Annotated in this window: 16 protein-coding genes; 10 read left to right on the top strand and 6 right to left on the bottom strand. The window is 42.5% G+C overall.

Features of this window, described 5'->3' with window-relative positions; all coding sequences use genetic code 11:
* Positions 1 to 42 precede the first annotated feature (42 nt).
* Both AC1DU2_RS20810 and AC1DU2_RS20805 read left to right on the top strand, forming a co-directional pair.
* Positions 43 to 321 (top strand): type II toxin-antitoxin system RelE/ParE family toxin, encoded by a 279-nt coding sequence (locus tag AC1DU2_RS20810; RefSeq protein ID WP_477386554.1) that lies wholly within the window; start codon positions 43 to 45, stop codon positions 319 to 321.
* Positions 322 to 335: 14 nt separating this feature from the next.
* Positions 336 to 647 carry a HigA family addiction module antitoxin gene (locus AC1DU2_RS20805; RefSeq protein WP_477386552.1) on the top strand — a complete coding sequence of 104 codons (312 nt, stop codon included), beginning with the start codon at positions 336 to 338 and terminating at the stop codon, positions 645 to 647.
* An 89-nt stretch (positions 648 to 736) separates the two neighbouring features.
* On the opposite strand, the gene AC1DU2_RS20800 is transcribed toward AC1DU2_RS20805, so the two are convergent.
* From AC1DU2_RS20800 to AC1DU2_RS20790, 3 genes are all read right to left on the bottom strand, one after another.
* Positions 737 to 1723: a LiaI-LiaF-like domain-containing protein gene (locus tag AC1DU2_RS20800; RefSeq protein ID WP_477386550.1), complete on the bottom strand. Its 987-nt coding sequence runs from the start codon at positions 1721 to 1723 to the stop codon at positions 737 to 739.
* A 4-nt stretch (positions 1724 to 1727) separates the two neighbouring features.
* Positions 1728 to 2321, bottom strand: a complete 594-nt coding sequence (locus AC1DU2_RS20795; RefSeq protein ID WP_477359087.1) for a PspC domain-containing protein — start codon at positions 2319 to 2321, stop codon at positions 1728 to 1730.
* 231 nt (positions 2322 to 2552) lie between these two features.
* Complete coding sequence (locus AC1DU2_RS20790) at positions 2553 to 3257, bottom strand: SDR family oxidoreductase (protein WP_477386548.1); 705 nt, start codon at positions 3255 to 3257, stop codon at positions 2553 to 2555.
* Between the two features lie 213 nt (positions 3258 to 3470).
* On the opposite strand from AC1DU2_RS20790, the gene AC1DU2_RS20785 reads away from it, so the two are divergent.
* The 6 genes from AC1DU2_RS20785 to AC1DU2_RS20760 all read left to right on the top strand — a co-directional run bounded on the left by AC1DU2_RS20785 (position 3471) and on the right by AC1DU2_RS20760 (position 8859).
* A complete protein-coding gene (locus tag AC1DU2_RS20785) occupies positions 3471 to 4202 on the top strand; it encodes an MlaE family ABC transporter permease (RefSeq protein WP_477359094.1) in 732 nt (243 codons plus the stop codon).
* Positions 4199 to 4951, top strand: coding sequence for an ABC transporter ATP-binding protein (locus AC1DU2_RS20780; protein WP_477386546.1), 753 nt, complete (start codon positions 4199 to 4201; stop codon positions 4949 to 4951). The genes AC1DU2_RS20785 and AC1DU2_RS20780 overlap by 4 nt, the downstream gene beginning before the upstream one ends.
* Positions 4952 to 5137: 186 nt before the next feature.
* Entirely contained in the window at positions 5138 to 5491 is a 354-nt protein-coding gene (locus tag AC1DU2_RS20775) for a four helix bundle protein (RefSeq protein ID WP_477359100.1), read from the top strand.
* A 149-nt stretch (positions 5492 to 5640) separates the two neighbouring features.
* Positions 5641 to 6531, top strand: coding sequence for a class I SAM-dependent methyltransferase (locus tag AC1DU2_RS20770; RefSeq protein WP_439699112.1), 891 nt, complete (start codon positions 5641 to 5643; stop codon positions 6529 to 6531).
* 123 nt (positions 6532 to 6654) lie between these two features.
* On the top strand, positions 6655 to 7722 hold the full coding sequence (locus AC1DU2_RS20765) for a hypothetical protein (protein ID WP_477386544.1): 1068 nt from the start codon (positions 6655 to 6657) through the stop codon (positions 7720 to 7722).
* Between the two features lie 171 nt (positions 7723 to 7893).
* On the top strand, positions 7894 to 8859 hold the full coding sequence (locus AC1DU2_RS20760; protein ID WP_477386542.1) for a Gfo/Idh/MocA family protein: 966 nt from the start codon (positions 7894 to 7896) through the stop codon (positions 8857 to 8859).
* A 519-nt stretch (positions 8860 to 9378) separates the two neighbouring features.
* Here the strand turns inward: AC1DU2_RS20760 and AC1DU2_RS20755 are convergent.
* Both AC1DU2_RS20755 and AC1DU2_RS20750 read right to left on the bottom strand, forming a co-directional pair.
* Positions 9379 to 10227 (bottom strand): metallophosphoesterase family protein, encoded by an 849-nt coding sequence (locus AC1DU2_RS20755; protein WP_477386540.1) that lies wholly within the window; start codon positions 10225 to 10227, stop codon positions 9379 to 9381.
* A 54-nt stretch (positions 10228 to 10281) separates the two neighbouring features.
* Positions 10282 to 11523 carry an alkaline phosphatase family protein gene (locus tag AC1DU2_RS20750; protein WP_477386538.1) on the bottom strand — a complete coding sequence of 414 codons (1242 nt, stop codon included), beginning with the start codon at positions 11521 to 11523 and terminating at the stop codon, positions 10282 to 10284.
* Positions 11524 to 11649: 126 nt separating this feature from the next.
* On the opposite strand from AC1DU2_RS20750, the gene AC1DU2_RS20745 reads away from it, so the two are divergent.
* Positions 11650 to 13323 (top strand): ArnT family glycosyltransferase, encoded by a 1674-nt coding sequence (locus AC1DU2_RS20745; protein WP_477386536.1) that lies wholly within the window; start codon positions 11650 to 11652, stop codon positions 13321 to 13323.
* Between the two features lie 56 nt (positions 13324 to 13379).
* Positions 13380 to 14147, top strand: a complete 768-nt coding sequence (locus AC1DU2_RS20740) for a serpin family protein (protein ID WP_477386534.1) — start codon at positions 13380 to 13382, stop codon at positions 14145 to 14147.
* Here AC1DU2_RS20740 and AC1DU2_RS20735 read toward each other — a convergent pair.
* A partial coding sequence (locus tag AC1DU2_RS20735; protein WP_477386532.1) for a transposase occupies positions 14144 to 14389 on the bottom strand: 246 nt, incomplete at its 5' end. The two genes, AC1DU2_RS20740 and AC1DU2_RS20735, sit on opposite strands and share 4 nt — an antisense overlap.

Below are 14389 nucleotides of genomic sequence, written 5' to 3'. Positions count from 1 at the left end.
TCAAAAGATTGACACCTGCAACGTTTCTCGTTACATTTGTAAATGATTATCAGCATTCGGCATAAGGGCTTGCGGCTATTTTTCGAAAAAGGGGATGCTTCAAGGTTAAATGCTCAACACGTAAGTAAGATCAGATTAATCCTTACCCGTTTACACGCTGCAAAAACTATAGCTGATATGAATGTTCCGGGATATGGACTACATCAGTTAAGCGGCGAATTTAAAGGCTTTTGGGCCGTAAAAGTTGATAAAAATTACCGAGTCATATTTCAGTTTATTGCTGAAGACGCTTTTGAAGTTGATTATTTAGATTACCATTAACAAGGAGAAAAAAAATGCAGATGTTTGACCCAGCCCACCCGGGCGAATTAATACGTGAAACCCTTGAAGGGATAAGGGAAGAAACCGGAAGGAAATTAACAGTTGAGCAGGTTGCCACCGGCCTGGGAACAACCCGTAAAACATTATCGGCTATAATTAATGGTAAACAAAGTATTAGCTCAGATATGGCATTGCGCCTGAGCGCGGCCTTTAATACAACACCTGAGTTTTGGCTGCACGCACAGGAAAATTATGATCTGGCCCAGGCGCGTAAAAAATTCGACATAAAAAAGGTTACTGTTTTTTGGCATCCGCAGGTCGCTTAAAAATTTCTACGACAAAAAAAACCGCCTCATTTTCATGAAGCGGTTAATAGAATATATATTAGTTCTGTCCCGGTAATGGTTGGGCAGGTTTAATAACGGTTCACTTTAAAATCGGCCAGGGCACCACTTATGTGAATGATGATCTTGTTTTTTGCCGAACTGAAGCCTTCTGTTTCGTAAGTATTATCATCTTTTTTGGTAAAACCTTCAAACTTATTTGAAGATAAACCTGTATTGGCCTCAATACTACAGGCTGCCTCTTTTGGCACATTGATAGTACTTTCAGACATGCCTGTTGCAATCTCTACATTTGTACTTACTAAAGGCATTCCAAGTTTCACGTCAAATGATGCTGCGCCGCCTTTTAAAGTTACACTTTTTATTTTAAATTTACTCAAATCAAAATTTACTTTTGTTGCGCCTGTTTCTACATTAATATCCCAGATAGGGTTTGGGTTTAGTTTGATATCGGCGGTGTTTGATTTGTTATCGTCCGAATCAAAGTGCCAATCCTTGTTATTGCTTTTCATTCTAAGGTTTAATACATAAACCGAATCTACCAAATCGTTAGTGAATTCATATTTGCCGTAAAACTCCTTTGTTTCGGCCTTAAATAGCTGGTTGGTGGTATCGTTCAGCGTATAAGTGGTAGCTCCTCCGCTAATATTCAGTCGTGCCAGCCTAGCATCCGGGGTATAATCTTTATTAAAAGTGCTGCTGCCTTCAATTTTTGTTACACCATGATCGGTATTTGTGCTGTCGCTGTCATCGTTGTTGCCGTTATCATGGTCGTCATCAAAGTTGATAAAAGTAGTGGGCCAAAAATGATAGCGGTTACCAAAGTTGCCAAATAGCAGCAGCGAGAACCCACCAATTATTACGGCCAGTTTTACCACTGTTGCCAAAGGCGACCGATTACCCGCAAATACCAGGTTTACGCCACCTATAATTAAAAATATAGGCCACAGGTAAAGTATATTCATCCATTGAAAATGGAAAATATGGAAGTTATGGAGCAGGAATATGGCTCCTATGCATACCAGGATTGTTCCGGGAATAAGTCTGTCGGTTTTCATGGTTTTATATAATTGGAGGGGTGTTGTTAAAATTATCGTCTTTTTTCTCTTCGGTGTTCAGCGGCTGTTCAGTTGTGTTTGCTTCGGGTTCAGCAGTTGTATTTTGCCAGCCTTCTTTTTCCCATGGCTGCCTCTTTTGTCCGGATGCGATCATCGCCAGGCCACCAACTACAAGAATTGCGGGCCATAGCCTTGCTACATGCCAGAAACGAAAGATACCTAATTCATGAAACAGGAACACTGCGCCGAAAAATATAAGGATGCAGCCAAAAATGATACCAGCAGGTGTTGATGTTTTTTTTGGGAATACCGGCTCAAAAGGAGCACCAGGACTTGCCGGTCTATTGGCGTCAAAAGGAGTAAACGGCTGTTGTGGCGGTACACGATAATCGACATTGGGGTTAAAATAGCCTACGCCTTTGTTTGGTATAACTATCCACAATACGATATAGGCCATAAAGCCGGTGCCCATAAATATAAAGGTGAGTACAAATAGTGCGCGTATAATAGCAACATCCATATCAAAGTACTCGGCCAGGCCGGCGCAAACGCCGCCTATTTTCTTCCGGTATTCATCCCGGTAAAGTTTCTTTTCCATAATTTTATTTAAATATCGTTCAGTTGTGATTGTTTGATGATATAAAGGTATATATGGTGGCTCAAAACGCCTATATATTATAGGTTAGCAGGGGCAACAAGTCGGTGAACTGCCGTGTTTCAGCGGTGAAAAAGTTTTGAGTGGTGAGTAGTGAGTGGTGAGTCGAGTATTTGAGTTTTAGCCAGCTACTTTTAAACCCAATACTCAAAACTCAATACTTAAAACCAACACCTACAACTGGCCTGGCGCAGGTTTAATGATAATCTCGTCTACATTGGCGCCGGGGCTCATCCTGTAAATATTGATGATTGCCGATGCTATGTCTTCGGGCAAAACCATGGTGTTTTTATCAACAACAGCATCCTTCCATGAATCAGTTAAGGTTGATCCTGGGATTATTGCCGTTACCTTTACGCCATGCTCCTGCGTTTCAAGCCTCATTATTTTTGTTAAGCCTAACAACGCGTATTTGGTTATGCTATAGCTGCCCGCTTGTACAACGGGGTTTAATGCAGCTACCGAGCAGATATTAAAAAAATGCCCCTTATGTGCAGCCATCATGGTTTTGCCAAAAAAGCGATAAAGCTCGTAAGTTGGCATCAAGTTGGTTTTTAGCTGTTTATCAAATGTGTCGTCGGCATCGTCCAATATGCTCGATGGGATAAAAGTGCCCAGGTTATTTACTACAACATCAATAAAACCAAGTTCCTGCTGCGCGGCGGTGGCGAAGGCCAGCAGCTGGGCCTTATCACTGCCATCTGCAACTTGCGCAAAAACTTTAATGCCAGGGTTTGATCTGTTAAGCAAATCCGCGAATTCAAATAATTCTTTTTCATTTCGTGAACAAATTGCCACGTTTAATCCTTCATTAGCGAAGGCCACAGCAATGGCGCGGCCCATGCCTTTTGTTGAACCGGTGATGAGGGCGTTTTTCATGATGATGTGCTATATTTTTTTAGTTAAATGTTCGTTATTGCAGCGTCGGGCTTAGCGGCGCAAGTTTTTTTGTTGTTTTAAAAGCTTTACGGCACTAAATTACGTAAGCTGTATTAATAGCTTGCAAAAACCGCCTATTTTAGGCAATTAAACAATAGCGGCTGGGATGCTAAATTTAAAAATGTAATTTTATCCAATTTTTAACATATACCTATGATTCAAAGTTTAGGCAGATATATACTTTTATTACGTTTAAGTTTTCGAAAACCCGAAAAATTTTCGGTGTACTGGGCCGAGGTAATGCGCGAGATGGTGTCGGCCGGTATTGGCTCTTTGGGCATCATCATGATCATCTCGGTTTTTATTGGCGCAGCGGTAACTATTCAAACAGCTTTTCAGTTAATCTCTCCTTTAATTCCCAAATCGGTTGTAGGTGGTATCACCCGCGATAGTATGGTTTTGGAATTTAGCCCAACTATATCATCGCTGGTGCTGGCCGGTCGTATTGGTTCAAGCATGGCATCGCAAATAGGCACCATGCGCGTTACCGAGCAGATAGATGCTTTGGAGATAATGGGTGTAAATGCGCCAGGTTACCTGATATCACCGAAGGTAATAGCAGGTGTTACCATGTTTCCGCTGCTGGTAATCGTATCTATACTGTTGGGTTTTATAGGTGGCTACATCGCCTGCTTTACATCAAGCGAAGTTACAACTGATGATTTCCTGATTGGCTTACCCGATGGCTTTAACACCGTAATTATTACCGTATGTATGGTTAAAGCAGTTGTATTTGGCTTTATTATTACCACCATATGCAGTTACCAGGGCTTTTACACATCAGGGGGGGCCCTTGAAGTAGGCCAGGCGGCAACACGCGGGGTTGTATTTAGCTGCGTAATGATACTCATGTTCGATTTAATTATCTCCCGCCTCTTCCTATGATAGAAATACAAGACATCTATAAAAAATTCGGAGAAAACGAAGTACTTAAAGGCATCAGCTCCACTTTTGAACCCGGCATCAACAACCTTATAATAGGAGGATCAGGATCCGGAAAAACAACATTATTAAAATGTATTGTTGGGCTGCACGAACCAACAAAGGGTGATGTGCTTTTTAACGGTGAAAACTTTACCGACATGGGCTTTGAGCAGCGCGTACCCATCCGAACGCACATAGGCATGCTTTTTCAAAACTCGGCTTTGTTTGATAGTATGACGGTAGAGCAGAATATCATGTTCCCGCTTAATCTGTTCACCAACCAAACACGCGCTGAGAAACGCGACCGGGCTAACTTTTGCCTGGAGCGTGTTAACCTTGCGGGTAAAAATATGCTTTACCCATCAGAACTATCCGGCGGGATGAAAAAGCGTGTGGGTATTGCCCGTGCCATATCTATGCAACCCAAATACCTTTTTGTTGATGAGCCAAACTCGGGTCTCGACCCGGTAACTTCTATCCTGATAGATGACTTAATCAGCGAGCTTACCGTAGAGTATAACATGACCACAGTTGTAGTAACACACGATATGAACTCTGTAATGGGTATAGGCGACCATATTGTTTTCCTGCACCAGGGTAAAAAATGGTGGGAGGGAAGCAACAAAGAAATTGCCCACACCGACAACAAAGAACTTAACGACTTTGTATTTGCCAGCCGGTTTATGAGGGCAGCGAAAGCAAAGCTTTGATTAGTAGTAAGTATCAAGTAGTAAGTAGTAAGATTTTTTTACGAGTATCAAGTACTTAGTAGTAAATATCAAGATTTTTTGATTGGTTAATTTGAATTAATTGCCAATACACTATTTTTAATTGGCACAAACTTCATATCACACGAGGGCAGCCGTTTTGATACTTACTACTTGGTACAAAAAAATATGCACAATTTTAAAGAGTTAAAGGTTTGGAAGGCAGGTATTGAAGTATCCAAAATTACATTTCAAACGTGCAGGGCGTTTCCTTCCGAAGAAAAGTACGGTTTGATATCGCAAATGGTTCGGGCAGCCATTTCGATTCCATCAAATATTGCAGAAGGTTGCGGCAGAAAGTCAAATAAGGAATTATATCAATTTCTAAATATAGCATTAGGTTCATCTTTTGAACTCGAAACCCAATTCATTATCGCAAAAGAATTTGGTTATGTTACACAAGAAGCACAAGACATGGTGTGCACTCAAATCAACGAAATTCAAAAGATGATTCGCGGCTTTCAAAAAAGTCTTGTTATTTAGTATCAATTACCCGGATGTTTGTCGGAATTTAAAATTGATTGGAATGCATTTCCCTGCACCAATCTTCTATCCAAAAAAAGATACTAAATTTGCGCCATGCAAGTGCAGCGGTCTTACTACTTACTACTTGATACTCAAATCTAAAAAGAATGATTCAACTACTTACCCCAACGCACTGGAAAGATTACGAGCTGATTGATTGCGGCGATTTTGAAAAGCTGGAGCGTTTTGGGAATATTATATTAATACGTCCCGAGCCGCAGGCGGTTTGGAGCAAAGGCCTGCCGGCATCTGAGTGGCAGCGCTTACACCATATAAAATTTAAGGGACGGTCGGCTACGGCGGGTGACTGGGTGAAAAAAGACCAGAAAACGCCCGACCGCTGGCACATTGAATACAAGAACAATGATGCAGCCATTAAATTTCGCCTGGGTTTAACTTCGTTTAAACACCTGGGTATTTTTCCGGAGCAGGCTGTTAACTGGGATTACATAACCCAAAACATTAAGCGTTTTAAAACCCCGCAGCCCAAAGTACTCAATCTGTTTGCTTATACGGGCGGGGCATCGCTCATTGCGCAGGCAGCCGGTGCCGATACCACGCACGTGGATTCTATTAAACAGGTAGTTACCTGGGCTAATGAAAACCAGGAGATATCGGGTTTAAGTAATATCCGCTGGGTGGTTGAAGATGCGCTTAAATTTGTAAAGCGCGAATTAAAGCGCGGCAAAAAATATAACGGCATTATACTTGACCCACCTGCTTATGGCAATGGCCCTAACGGCGAAAAATGGAAGCTGGAAGATAATATTAACGAGATGATGGCCGATGTGATGCAGTTACTTGATCCGGAAGAACATTTCCTGATTCTGAATACTTATTCGCTTGGTTTTTCATCGGTAATTATCGAAAACCTGATAAAAAGCGCTTTCCCGAAGGTTCAAAACCTTGAAATTGGCGAGCTTTACCTGCAGGCCACCGCGGGGGCAAAACTGCCACTTGGGGTTTTTGGAAAGTTTCATAAACTTAAAGGTAATTAATTATCAATATTTATATTTGCCGCAAACTAAAGCGGCTTTTATTGCTTTATAAGTAGCTGAAAATTAGTTTGAATTTACAATACATCTTACATACACCTGCCATTTACCGAACTTCGAAGACACATGAAATTAAAAAACGTCCTACTATCTGCCACCCTGCTCTTATCGTCTATTATACTATTACCGGGCTGTTCGCAAAACGACAAAACCGGAAAAACAGATAATAAAAAAAACGTCGCTAAAACCGATTCGGCCAAAGCCGAAGCTGCTGATACGCTTAGTGTTAAAAAATCGGAATACCCGCCGATAGATAAAAAACTGTACGATTCGTTGATGAAATTTAATGCCCATGGCGATACTACAGGCAGATGGCCGGTTAAAAACACACCGTATCCTGTGGGCGGCGCTATTTTGCCATTTAAACGCGTAGTAGCTTTTTACGGTAACCTATACAGCAAAAAGATGGGTATTTTGGGCGAATTACCTCCAAAGGAAATGCTTGCCAAATTAAAAGGCGAAGTAAAAAATTGGGAAAAGGCCGATCCCAAAACACCGGTGCAACCTGCGTTACACTATATTGCAGTAGTAGCACAAGGCGATGGCGGTAAAGATGGTAAATTCCGCTACCGGATGCCGTTTAAACAAATTGACAGTGTGTTGGTATTGGCAAAAAAAGCGCATGCCATTGTGTTTTTGGATGTGCAAGTTGCTTTGAGTAATATACAGGCCGAGTTGCCTTTATTAGATAAATATCTGGCGATGCCACAGGTACACTTTGGTATGGACCCTGAGTTTTCGATGAAAGATGGCAGCAAGCCTGGTCGTAAAATCGGGACTTATGATGCGGCGGATATCAACTTCGTATCAGACCACCTGGCAAAAATTGTGAAAAAGAACGGCCTGCCGGCTAAAATTTTAATAGTTCACCGCTTTACCAAAAAAATGGTAACCAATTACAAAAACATCAAGTTACACCCAGAAGTACAGCTGGTAATGGATATGGACGGCTGGGGCGAACCTGATTTGAAAACGGGTACATACCGCTATTTTATTAACCAGGAGCCGGTACAGTTTACAGGCTTTAAATTGTTTTACAAAAACGACATCAAAAAAGCCCCTCACCACATGCTAACACCAGAGGAGGTTTTATCAAGATACAAACCGTATCCTATTTATATTCAGTATCAATAGGTTGTAAGTGAGACGTTTTACGTGCCATAGCTAAATATGTAGTACGTTACACCGTAAGCAATACAAAACCCGTAAACTCATCAGTTTGCGGGTTTTGTATTATATATATTTGCTATTAATAACGTACAACATAAAACGTACAACGTACAACTTATAACCTATAAAACTATTATGATCAAATGGGGCATTATTGGCTGCGGGCGGATAGCCCAAAGGTTTATGCAGGGCTTTGCGGCGGTTGATGGTGTTGTGTTGGTGGCCTCGTACTCAAGGCGTGCCGTTACGGTTGATGATTTTGTAAGCAAGTATGGGGGGATGGCCTGCTATAGTATTGACGATTTACTGGCAAGTGATATTGATGCCGTTTATATTGCAACCCTGCCGGATAGCCATGCAGCATACAGCATTGCTGCCCTTAAGGCCGGGAAGCATGTGCTTTGCGAGAAACCAGCCACCGTAAACTTAGCCGAACTTGATGAGGTTTTGGAAGTGGTTAAGGCAACAGGCTTATTATTTATGGAGGGAATGAAACCGCCCTTTTACCCTTTATATACCAAATTAAAAGAATACCTGGCAACAGATCCCATTGGGCCGGCCGGTTATGTACGTGCCGGGTCGGCTGTTGCTGATTGCCCGCCCGATCATCCAAATTATAATCTTGAACTTGTTGGCGGCAGCTTAATGGGTATAGGTATTTACGAAGCCTTTTTGGCTATAGACTGGCTTGGCGATTTGCAGGATGTACAAACCATGGGGCGATTTGGGCAAACAGGGATCGATATGTTTGCTATATTCCAGACGATGCACAAAGGCGGGTATTCACAGTTGTATGCGGGTTTTGATTTGCATGGTAAAGGTGATGCGCTGATAGCTGGTCCGCTTGGGCACGTTACCATTCACAAAAACTGGTGGAACCCGGCAATCGCTACCATTGATTATTTGGATGGCCGTTCGGTTGAAATCAATGAGCCATATACGGCCGGAGGTTTAAACTACGAACTGGAACACTTTTGTAATTTGATAAGGAGCGGGCTAACAGAAAGCCCGATAGTACCGCACCGGATGTCCCGCCAAATGATTGATATGATAGATAGGGCGAGAGCACAGTTGGGGTTGAAATATCCTTGTGAGGAATAGAGTCAAGAGTTAAGAATTTAACCGACTGTTACGGGGCTAACTGTTGTGGAGTTTTAACCCGTTACCGATATGGTTTCAGCTTTTAGCTAAACCGCGAAGCCACAGGCTTTGGCCAGGTTTACCCACGAGTTGCGCTACGCTAACCTCGCGGGAGATAAGGTTAACATAACTTAACACATTTCAAATATATTTTTTATAAATATTTGATAATCAATGTTTTGTATTTTATCATGGTTAACACTAAACTGAGCGCAATTTAGGCGCATCCCAATATTTGTGCCTGTTGTTGGCCCATCCAGGTCCCTTTGGTACCTGGATCATTTAACCAGTATCAGCAACAAAAACAAGGTATCGGTTGAGGCTTATATCTTCCCGACGCGATAAGCTTATTCCGTTAGCGCTAACTGTTGTGGGGTTTTAACCCGTGACCATGATGGTTTCAGCTTTCAGCTGAACTGCGAAGCCATTGGCTTTGGCCAGGTTTGCCCACGGGTAACGCTGCCCTAACCTCGCGGAAGATTAAAACTTATTTGAATTCAGTACTGGGTTTTGGCTGGCATTTACCTGGTAGGTATAAATAGCGTTTTGCTCATCTATCTCCACTATCCGGTATCCCTTGTAGTCGGTACCCCAGTTGCCGCCAATATGGGAGTCGAAAAAATGAGGAAACTTGTTGCCCGTATAACGCACACCGTCCAACAGGTGATCGTGCCCATGAAATGCGGCTTTTACGTTGGGATACTGATGAAGTAACTCAATAGTTTCGGGGCAATCCACAAATACATCGTTTTTATTCCAGTTTATCGGCGGGATGTGCAGCACAACTAATACAATTTTTTTATCGGTAAACTTATCAAGAGCAGCTTTTATAAATACATTGTCGGGGCAAATGTAGCTTCCCTTGGTATCGGCAGTGTTGGCCAGTACAAAACCGATATCGCCAAACTCAACGGTGTACTTATCCTCGTAACCAAAGCTGCTTTTCCAAATCGAGGCATCGGCAAAGTCATGATTGCCCGGTATGGTATGATAGGGCACACTTAGTYTATCAAAATATCGCGATTTAATTTCTGGCAGCAGGTCGGGGCGGTTATGTACCAGGTCGCCGTTTATAATCACCATATCCAGGTGATTTTTATCGTGGTCCTGGTTAAGCCACTTAACCATATTGCCCGTGTTGGCAGCAAACTCGGTGCCGGGCTGGCCATAGTGAATATCAGACACGAGTGCAAAGCGCAGCTTGAGTTTGCTTTTACGGCCGCGCAGATAGCTGTTGTCTGTATTGGCGAATGAGTTAACAGCCGGTAATAAAGTTAAAGCCGCCATGCCGGTAAGGCTTGTGCCTATGAAGTTTCTGCGTGTGCTCATTTAAGGGGTGTTGAAGTTTAAATTTTTAGATAATAACGTTCCTATCTTTATGGCCTATTTAACAACCACCCAGCGGTTCACTGTATTCAATTCGCCTTCAATAACAACCTTGTAAAAGTTAGATGGCATGTTTTTTACATCGATTAAAGCATGTTCGGTAGTAACCGGTACTTCGGCCAATAATTTATATTCATCGGCTTTGCCTTCTTTATAATTATTGGCAGCGGCTACCCATATCTTTACCTTGCCTTTGCCATTCATGGCTTTCCAGCTTACATCAAGTGCACCCTGAATTAAATTGGCTTCGGGCTGGGCCACAGACACCGCGCCGATGAGCGAAATTCCATCTACCTCGCGCAATTGTGCTTCAGGTACTTTTACATTTAAAAAGCTATTGATGGATGGGGTAATATCCACAATACCGGGGGTATAATACTTAGCGTAATTATTTAAAGGCCTGTAGCTGGTTACCATCCAGGTGCTGCGTTGGCGTGTGGTTTGGCCGCCATGGCCTTTACCGGTTTGCTCATCACGGCCATGGTCTGTAGTTACAAATATCACCCAATCCTCTTTAAAGTTTTTTTGGCGATATTGAATAGCTTGCCAGATGCGGCCTACCTGGGCATCCATTTTTTCGATAGCATCATAATATTGGGGGCTATCGCCGTAACGGTGCCCCATATCGTCTGTATATTCCAGGTACACCCATGATAAATCGGGCGCTTTATCTTTAATGCAGGTGGCTGCCGAAGATGCCACTTGCTCATCTATCAGGTGCATATAATTACCGGCTTTATCGTGCGGGAATTTAACGGTATCCAATTCGTATCCATCATAAGCATAATTCGGGTGAATGTTGCCGGCTTCGGGCAGGTTATCGCCAATGAGTTTGGTGCGGTTATCGGCCCAGCTTGAAAATATGGCGGTTTTTTTATTGGGGTAGGCATTTTTAAACATCCGGAAAATGTTCCAGTAGTTGTAGTTAGGCGCTTTAATATCGTTGCCCCAAACGTTGTGCTTATTAACCCAGGTAGCAGTAAGCAGGCTGTTGTAGCCGTTGGCAGATATGGTAGGTGTTTGCGAGTAGCCGCCTTTTTCGCCACCAACATGCGCCCGCAAATAAGTGCCCTGCGCGGCTATTAGTTTAAGATTGGGCGTATTTAGTTTTTCGATAACATCGGCAGGAATGCCATCGGCAATAATAAATACCGCTTTTTTAACCCGAGTTTGGGCGTTTAAAGTAATGGCTGCCAGGCAAAGCAGGCTAAAGAATAATAGTGGAGTACGCTTTTGCATTATAATGTATTAATGTGCTAAGCTAAGATGATGAAAAAACCGCTGAGTTAATAAATTGTTATGTTTTGGCTTAACATATATGTATACCAAAGCCCGATTGGCATTTTTTTTATCTTTACAACACAAATGACCCCAGATACCGCAACAAGCCAAACAAAATGGATTTACCTTTTTATAGGGATGGCTGTTGTAATCAATTTCACTGGCTTGTTTACTACCATCATGGGCCCGGATCCGAGCCTTTATGCAACCATTGCCAAAAACATGGTGCTGCGCAATGATTATGCAGACCTATATGCCTGGGGTAGCGACTGGCTGGATAAACCGCATTTTCCATTTTGGGTAATTGCCTTGTTTTTTAAATGTTTTGGCTTTAAAACATGGGCCTATAAACTACCCGCTATATTGTTTTTAATGATGGGAGCAGTTTATACCTACTATTTGGCAAAGGCGTTATACCATAAACAGATAGCGTTGTGGGCAGTGTTGATATTACTTACCGCCCAGCATATCATCCTATCCAATACCGATGTACGGGCCGAAGCTTATTTAACAGGGCTCATTATAGCAGCTGTGTATCATTTTTATAAGGCACAGAACGGCAATAGTATCTGGCACCTGGTGCTGGCCTGTGTGTTTACAGCCTGCGCAGTGATGACAAAAGGGATGTTTGCCCTAATCACCATTGGTGGCGCTATTGTTGGTCACCTGCTAATTACCCGGCAATGGAAACAGCTGTTTCACTGGCGATGGTTGTTGGCTGTAGTGCTGGTACTTATTTTTATATTGCCTGAAATTTGGTGCCTTTACCAACAATTTGACCTCCATCCCGAAAAGATTGTATTTGGCCGTACCGGTGTATCGGGTGTTAAATTCTTTTTTTGGGATAGCCAGTTTGGTAGGTTTTTTAATACCGGGCCCATTAAAGGCAGCGGCGATCCGTCGTTTTTTGTTCATACCACGCTTTGGGCCTTTTTGCCCTGGTCGCTTTTGTTGTTTGTAGCTGTATTCCAGTTCATCAAAAAGGGGGTGAAAAATGTGCAGGCACACGAATGGTATTGCATCTGTGGGGCTTTAATCACGTTTTTACTATTTTCGGCATCTCAGTTTCAGCTGCCGCATTACCTGAATATCGTATTCCCATTTTTTGCCATTATAACCGCCCAATATCTTTATGGCCTTGCATCTCCTAAAAACATTAAGGCCATACAAATCACCCAAACAGTGGTTATAACAATTATGCTGATTATTATAAGCGCTTTAGGTTACTTTTTTAGGCCATCGGCCTTTAACTGGCTAACCGGGGCTATTATTTTGGTGTTTGTGCTGTTGCTGTTGTTTTTGCCCGGCCGCGTTTCCACAGGCATGCAGCAAACCATTTTTAAAACAGCGCTGGCATCATTTATTGTAAACCTGTTTTTAAACCTGTGCTTTTACCCGGCCTTGCTGCTTTACCAGGGAGGCAGCCAGGCGGCTATCTACATTAGCCGGAATAATCCTGACAAACTCCCCGTATATGTAGCTGCAGGCCAGTTTCATGATGATTTTAACTTTTACCTGGAGGCTTCTTTTAAAGAAACCACCCCGGATGGCATGGCTAACCTCCCTAATCAATTAATACTGTATGCCGATGCAGGCTTGTTGAAGGAGTATGTTAAGAAAGGGTTTAATGTAAAGCCGCTAAAAATCTTTAAAAGTTATGCAATTACCCACCTGGCCCCTGCATTTTTAAACAAGGCAACCCGCGATAAGGAATTATACGATATGGAGGTAGCCATCATTCAATCGCCAAAAAAATAAAACAGGTGTAACGTTTAGGGGGGAGTTTATCGTAATGTAGATATAAACCTATCTTTATGATCCGTAAAACACTTACCATCCTAAGCTTATCACTCGTTGTAATTAGTGCCTGTAAAAAAATTAACAGCAACCCCGACACCGGTAAAGATCTTGTATTGACCACTACAGAGCAGCAAAAAGTTGCAGCAGATAATGCATTTTCCCTTAAGCTGTTTAAAGCCACGTTGAGCGGGAATGGTAATAATAACCTTTTCCTGTCGCCACTGAGCGTGAGTATGGCTATTGGCATGACCAGTAATGGAGCAGCTAACCAAACCCTGCATGATATTCGCAATACAATGGATTTTAACAATTTTACTGAAGACCAGGTAAATAGTTATTACCACAAAATGATAACCGAGCTGCCGCAACTCGACTCAAAAACCACGTTAAAGTTCGCTAACTCCATTTGGTATGCCGATGGCTTTACACCTATGGCTGCATTTTTAAATACAAGTGAGGCCAACTATAGCGCCCGGATTGAATCGGTAGATTTTAAGAACGCGGGTACAAAAGATGTTATCAATAATTGGGTGAGCAACGCCACCGACGGTAAAATTGCTACAATCATAGATAAATCGACGGATGGTGCAATAATGTACCTTATCAACGCCATTTATTTTAAAGGTAGCTGGGCAAACAAATTTGATGCGGCTAAAACCCAAAAAAGTGTTTTTTACCTGCCTTCAGGCGGTACTGTGCAGGCCGATTTCATGAATCAAAGTTATGTGCCTTTAAATACCAACATTGTTAACGATGCCCGGGTGCCAGGGCTGACGCATTAGAAATTTTTATTAGCGATAAGCGTTAACAGAAATTTATGGTTCCAACCAGCCATTTTTCGTTTGGCCTTCAGGCTGGCCTTGCTGGTTTTATCAGCTTTCAGAATATTTAAGGCTATTTTTCTGACGACTGCCAGGTTTTGAGCGGCCTGCCTGTTGCGTGTGGTATTGTAGTCTTCGCCAAAACCAACATCCAGTTGCCAGTGCAACTGATTTTCTATCCCCCAATGTATCCCCCAATGTGC

This window comes from Mucilaginibacter sp. P4_C11 (assembly GCF_056402115.1).
The sequence above is the reverse complement of the archived record's forward strand: the minus strand, read 5'-3'. Positions and strand labels throughout refer to the sequence as shown.

Coding starts and splice junctions, on each gene's coding strand:
- AC1DU2_RS20760 (WP_477386542.1), top strand. CDS start 7,894: ATGATCAAATGGGGCATTATTGGCTGCGGGCGGATAGCCCAAAGGTTT.
- AC1DU2_RS20805 (WP_477386552.1), top strand. CDS start 336: ATGCAGATGTTTGACCCAGCCCACCCGGGCGAATTAATACGTGAAACC.
- AC1DU2_RS20795 (WP_477359087.1), bottom strand. CDS start 2,321: ATGGAAAAGAAACTTTACCGGGATGAATACCGGAAGAAAATAGGCGGC.
- AC1DU2_RS20800 (WP_477386550.1), bottom strand. CDS start 1,723: ATGAAAACCGACAGACTTATTCCCGGAACAATCCTGGTATGCATAGGA.
- AC1DU2_RS20765 (WP_477386544.1), top strand. CDS start 6,655: ATGAAATTAAAAAACGTCCTACTATCTGCCACCCTGCTCTTATCGTCT.
- AC1DU2_RS20810 (WP_477386554.1), top strand. CDS start 43: ATGATTATCAGCATTCGGCATAAGGGCTTGCGGCTATTTTTCGAAAAA.
- AC1DU2_RS20770 (WP_439699112.1), top strand. CDS start 5,641: ATGATTCAACTACTTACCCCAACGCACTGGAAAGATTACGAGCTGATT.
- AC1DU2_RS20775 (WP_477359100.1), top strand. CDS start 5,138: ATGCACAATTTTAAAGAGTTAAAGGTTTGGAAGGCAGGTATTGAAGTA.
- AC1DU2_RS20745 (WP_477386536.1), top strand. CDS start 11,650: ATGACCCCAGATACCGCAACAAGCCAAACAAAATGGATTTACCTTTTT.
- AC1DU2_RS20785 (WP_477359094.1), top strand. CDS start 3,471: ATGATTCAAAGTTTAGGCAGATATATACTTTTATTACGTTTAAGTTTT.
- AC1DU2_RS20740 (WP_477386534.1), top strand. CDS start 13,380: ATGATCCGTAAAACACTTACCATCCTAAGCTTATCACTCGTTGTAATT.
- AC1DU2_RS20790 (WP_477386548.1), bottom strand. CDS start 3,257: ATGAAAAACGCCCTCATCACCGGTTCAACAAAAGGCATGGGCCGCGCC.
- AC1DU2_RS20750 (WP_477386538.1), bottom strand. CDS start 11,523: ATGCAAAAGCGTACTCCACTATTATTCTTTAGCCTGCTTTGCCTGGCA.
- AC1DU2_RS20780 (WP_477386546.1), top strand. CDS start 4,199: ATGATAGAAATACAAGACATCTATAAAAAATTCGGAGAAAACGAAGTA.